We start from the raw sequence: 5610 nt of genomic DNA, 5'->3' as shown, positions 1-5610 counted from the left end.
GAAATTCCAGAGAGACTACGGAGTCTCAATTTAGTTGACCTTTTCAGGTCGCACTGCCTTGGTTATCTTGGCTAACCTTTCGTGTTGCTAGAGTTCTAGCTGCCCAGGATTTAATTAGGAGTCGTTGAAGTCGTCGAACTTTGCTTCGTTTGCCTAAACTTGAGGCTCGATAAATTTGCTTTTGCAACTTGAAAACCTTCCTCTCTAGCTTCTGCCAGGGGATGTCTCTCCATTCATACGTAGTCGTTAACTCGCTCATGACTTGTTCATTGCTACTGACAACTTTATCTTCCAGATTGCTGTGTCTCCGTCTGCATATGTTTGAGCTTTCCTCTAACCGTTGGCTTCTGAGACAATCCTTCCCTCACGAGACATCTAGCTGACTGCCTACTCTGATATCTGATGACTCAGAGAGTGCTTGTGAGGGTTACTTCGTTCCCAATTTCCGTTTTCCGTCGAACTTAGGCTCTCACTTTCCACGCCTGTTTATTGAGGATGCTTATCAAGTCGGCTCGGCAACCGCTTGCCTCTTATATCCTTTCCCTTTTGGGCAAGCCCATTAACCTGTTTGAGCTTGTTCACGTTGATGATGGTTCAACCATGAGTTTACTTTCGTTAGCCATATTCAACTTTGCTTGACGGGGTTCTCTAGACAGGTTTAGAGTTACCGCCTTTTATCCCTGCTTCATAGGATTGAGAGTCAGTCTCCCCCATGAGGGATATGCTGTTACTCCAGCATCAGGAGAGTTGGAATTGCCCAAACTGGACTCACCACACAAAAATTGAGTTATCAAGGAATAAACCCTTGACTCTGCTTTATTCCAAACCTAATTTGGTTTGACTTGGGCAGAAACGAATCACACACCGAGATACGTGTAAAATAGTGCCACATCGATCTGTAACTCTTACGGTATAAGGCTTTGATTTTTCAATGTTTTTCGCGAACGCCAAAGTACGTATCTAAACTTTCATAAAACTCAGCAACTACTTGGTTACACATTTTGTTGCGTGTTTCAAAATGTCTTTTGTAATACCAGATCCGAGCGACACAATCATTTCTTATCTAAAAGAACCAAAATCGATTATAGGCATTTATACTTTTTGTTGCCAATATTATGTAAAGAAACAATAAAAAAGCGATCCCTGAATTTTATTTTCGGCTATGGCATCAAAGATAATTCGTAACTTAAGAGTAATTTTGCTGGGTGAAGAAAGTTATATTCAAGCAATATCTTCAACAGACTTTGAAAAACTTTTTTTCCTCATATTCTGCTCACATCTTTTCCTTAATCTATATTTCAGTAGCAGTAAATACATAAAAGCATTTAGCAGCTCGATCTTTAGATTAGATCGAGCTTCTGCCGAGCTTAGATGCAAATTTGAATACTGCTGAAATTTATCAAATTTCAATTAATTATTGGAGAAAAATGAATGTAAATCGAGGACAAGTGCGGAGCGTAATCGCTGCTAGCCTACTAGGATTAGTTGGTGGTACTCTTGTCGGCTGTACAAATCCTTCTTCTAATGGTGATGCTACGAACGTAAGTATGCAGAGCCAGAAAGATGCAAAATTACAGTCGGTTGGTGTTACCGTTGGCGATCTGAGTAACCCCTTCTTCGTCGTCATGGCAGAAGGTGCAGAACAAGAAGCCAAGAAAATCGGCGGTGATGATGTTCGAGTAACTATAGTTTCTAGTGGCTATGACTTAAATCAGCAATTTAACCAAATCGAAAATTTTATTGCTTCAGATACTGACGTAATTGTTCTCAATGCTGCTGATAGTAAAGCTATTAGACCAGCCGTCGATAATGCCAGAGCAGCAGGGAGTGTGGTGGTGGCGGTAGATACGGGGGTAGATGCAGATGTAGATGCCACTGTAACGACTAATAATGTGCAGGCTGGGGAAAAAAGTTGTCAATACATCGCCGATCGCCTGAAGGGTAAAGGCAATGTAGTAATTATTAATGGACCTCCAGTAACTTCGGTAATTGAACGAGTGGATGGCTGTTTAGATGTGTTAGCTAAATATCCCCAGATTAAAATTCTCTCAAAAAATCAGAACGCTGAAGGCAGCAGAGATGGAGGACTGAGAGTAATGACCGATCTGTTGACCACCTTTCCTAATATAGATGCGGTGTTTGCGATTAATGACCCTAGTGGCGTGGGAGCAGACTTAGCTGCTAATCAAGCAAAACGGGATGACTTTTTTATCGTTGGGGTTGATGGTGCGCCAGAAGCAATCGAAGCGATCGCCTCTCAAGACAGTATTTATGCTGCCACAGCGACCCAAGATCCTAGAGGAATGGCTCAAACAGCGGTTCGAGTGGGAAATAAGGTTAGGCAGGGTCAAAAACTTGAGTCAAAAGATATTTTGATTCCAGTCAAGCTAATTACCGAAGAAAACGTTGACACAGCAGAAGGTTGGTAGGGGCAAAGGGAAGTTCGCCCCTACTTTTTTCCGAGTAATACATATTCAAAATTATTATTAGCAGGATTGACTTATGACAGCAGATATTGAAAGGAATTCTAAGACACCAACCGTTACTCCCGTGTTAGAAATGCAGGGAATTACCAAGCGATTTCATGGTGTCTCGGCATTGGAAAATGTCGCTCTCACGATTTACCCAGGAGAAGTTCACGCTTTAATGGGTGAGAATGGTGCGGGAAAAAGTACCTTAATGAAGATTTTAGCTGGAGCTTACGTCGCCGATGAAGGTGAGATTCGCATCAATGGAGTTCCCACTAAAATTACCGATCCTGCCTCGGCGCGTCAGGCGGGAATTAATTTAATCTATCAAGAACTTAATGTCGCCCCCAATTTAACCGTTACCGAAAATATGTTTATGGGTAACGAGTTGAGCAGGGGTCAATTTTTAGACCGCCCAGCCATGCAAAGTTCAGCACAGAAAGTTCTAGACAGTTTGGGAGCTACTTTTAATGCCAATACCATTGTTGGCAGTCTGGCGATCGCCGAACAGCAGCAGGTAGAAATTGCGCGGGCGTTGAAGGACAACAGCCGTATTTTGGTGATGGATGAGCCAACAGCAGCCCTGAGCGATCGCGAAACCGAGCATTTATTTGAGGTAATACGCCGACTGCGTGATAATGGCATTGCCATTATCTACATCAGCCATCGCATGGAAGAAATCTATGCTCTAGCCGATCGCATCAGCGTGCTGCGAGACGGTCAATACATCGGCAGCCTGACAAGAGAGGAAATTTCCCCCCAACGTTTGGTACAGATGATGGTCGGTCGCTCGATGCAGGACTTTTACGAACACCAACGCCGAAAAAATCCCGGTGAAGTGGTGCTGGAAGTCAAAAATATTAGCGATGGGGGTAAAATACGACCCGCTAGTTTTCAACTTCATGCAGGAGAGATTTTGGGTTTGGCAGGTTTAGTTGGTGCGGGACGCACGGAAGTATCTCGACTGATTTTTGGTGCTGACTCCAAAGCAAGTGGTGAAGTCTGGCTTAAGGGCAAAAAACTCAAGATTAATTCTCCTGGTGATGCAATCGCTGCGGGTATTGGCTACGTTCCCGAAGACCGTAAGGATCAGGGTCTGTTTCTAGAAATGAGTTCCCGTAAAAATATCGGTATCAATCGACTAAAGCAGGATGCTAAGGGTGGCTTTGTCAATTGGAGTTCGGTAAATAGTATTGCCCAGCAAGCGGTAGAAAACTTTAACATTCGCCTGGCAAACTTGGAAATTAGAGCCGTAGACCTATCTGGTGGCAATCAGCAAAAACTACTGCTAGCTCGTTGGCTGGCGATTAAACCCATAGTCTTGATGCTAGATGAGCCGACGCGGGGCGTAGATATCGGCGCAAAAAGCGAAATTTACCGCATTATCAGCGATTTAGCAGCCGAGGGGGTGGCAATTCTGATGGTTTCTAGCGAACTGCAAGAAATTATTGGCATGAGCGATCGCGTTTTAGTCATGCGAGAAGGTGAGCTAGTCGGGGAATTAGACGACAGTGTGGGTAAGGAAATTACCCAAGAAAATATTATGCACTATGCAACAGGAGCAACGGAGGTAGCAGCATGAGTCAATCGGTCAAACATAATAAAGCGAGGCAACCCAAACCAACTAAGGGTCGTCGTTCGATAAATAATTTCCTTCAGGTTGCAGGTATTCTACCGATTCTTGTGGCAATCTGCATTTTATTTGCTATTCTTAGTCCCAACTTCCTAAGTGCGGGTAATGCAGTTAATATTCTGCGTCAGGCATCAATTAATATCGTCCTGGCAACGGGAATGACCTTTGTAATTCTCACGGGTGGTATCGATCTTTCGGTAGGCTCGGTTTTGGCAGTTTCTGCCGTAGTTGGAGTATTAGTATCCCTAGTTCCAGTTATAGGTTGGTTGGCAGTCCCCGTTGCTTTGCTGACAGGATTACTGTTGGGTTTAGTCAACGGCGCACTGATTACCTTTTTAAATGTGCCACCGTTTATTGTCACCCTGGGTACGCTGACGGCTTTGCGAGGTGCTGCATTCTTGGTTGCTAATGGCACGACGGTAATTAACCGCGACCTCAATTTTGCCTGGATTGGTAATAGCTATATTGGTCCTCTTCCCTGGCTGGTAATCATTGCCTTGCTGGTGGTAGCAGCGAGTTGGTTTGTGCTGCGACAAACTGTTTTGGGCGTACAAATATATGCTGTCGGTGGTAGCGAACGGGCAGCAAGGCTGACAGGGATTAAAGTCAACCGCGTCCTGCTATTTGTTTACGGTGTAAGTGGTTTACTCTCAGGTTTGGCAGGAGTCATGAGTTCTAGCCGTCTTTATAGTGCCACTGGAATGTTAGGTCAGGGCTACGAACTAGATGCGATCGCAGCGGTAATTCTCGGTGGAACTAGCTTTACAGGCGGTATTGGTACTATTGTCGGTACTCTTTTTGGTGCTTTAATTATTGCCGTACTCAACAATGGCTTGACCCTCTTAAATATGTCTTTTTTCTGGCAATTAGTCGTCAAAGGATTAGTCATTATTGTAGCGGTGATCGTCGATCGACTCCGCAGAGGTTCAAGAAGATAAAAGGGCTTTGCCCTAGCTATCAGCTATTAGCTGCGTGATGCAATTGCATCACCAGTCGTCGAAGACGACGATCTGTTAGAGACGAGGGGGAGTTTTGTTCGATATAGTCCCCCATGCTCCCCGCTCCCTAGCGAAGCGATGCTCCCTGCCTATAAAAACCCTGTCCCTTTTTTCGTTTATCAACTTTTATTTAATTTCAATAGATACAATGTCTATTTCTTCTCGGCGTAAATCCAATACGTTATACGTAATCTTAATTGCTGCTGCTGCTGCTCTCGGTGGTTTTCTATTTGGTTTTGATACCGCAGTAATTAATGGTGCAGTGGCAGCTTTGGCTTCAGGCTTTAATGCCAATAGTGTATTCGTCGGTCTGGCAGTATCTCTAGCCTTGTTGGGGTCGGCAGTAGGAGCTTTCTATGCAGGAAAAATTGCCGACCGTTATGGTCGTGTTAAGGCAATGATCGCTTCTTCAGTATTGTTTACCATCAGTGCGATCGGTTCTGGATTGGCGGTTGGTAAGTACCTAAGCAAAATTAATTACATAGCGATCGCCAAAATGCCGCAAAATATG

4 protein-coding genes and 1 pseudogene are annotated in these 5610 nt (G+C 44.2%); 4 read left to right on the top strand and 1 reads right to left on the bottom strand.

What is annotated here, in order from left to right; translation table 11 throughout:
- Positions 1 to 46: 46 nt before the first annotated feature.
- A pseudogene (locus I4641_RS24380) lies at positions 47 to 259 on the bottom strand (reverse transcriptase N-terminal domain-containing protein); the annotation flags it as partial.
- Positions 260 to 1427: 1168 nt separating this feature from the next.
- Here I4641_RS24380 and I4641_RS23035 point away from each other — a divergent pair.
- The 4 genes from I4641_RS23035 to I4641_RS23020 all read left to right on the top strand — a co-directional run.
- Complete coding sequence (locus I4641_RS23035; RefSeq protein WP_229642924.1) at positions 1428 to 2429, top strand: ABC transporter substrate-binding protein; 1002 nt, start codon at positions 1428 to 1430, stop codon at positions 2427 to 2429.
- A gap of 73 nt (positions 2430 to 2502) precedes the next feature.
- Positions 2503 to 4050 carry a sugar ABC transporter ATP-binding protein gene (locus I4641_RS23030; protein WP_229642923.1) on the top strand — a complete coding sequence of 516 codons (1548 nt, stop codon included), beginning with the start codon at positions 2503 to 2505 and terminating at the stop codon, positions 4048 to 4050.
- Entirely contained in the window at positions 4047 to 5039 is a 993-nt protein-coding gene (locus I4641_RS23025; RefSeq protein WP_229642922.1) for an ABC transporter permease subunit, read from the top strand. Before I4641_RS23030 ends, I4641_RS23025 begins: the two co-directional genes overlap by 4 nt.
- Positions 5040 to 5247: 208 nt before the next feature.
- On the top strand, positions 5248 to 5610 hold a 363-nt coding region (locus I4641_RS23020), incomplete at its 3' end, for an MFS transporter (protein ID WP_229642921.1).

It is taken from the genome of Waterburya agarophytonicola KI4, from assembly GCF_020640915.1.
GTDB classification, from domain to species: domain Bacteria; phylum Cyanobacteriota; class Cyanobacteriia; order Cyanobacteriales; family Xenococcaceae; genus Waterburya; species Waterburya agarophytonicola.
The sequence above is the reverse complement of the archived record's forward strand: the minus strand, read 5'-3'. Positions and strand labels throughout refer to the sequence as shown.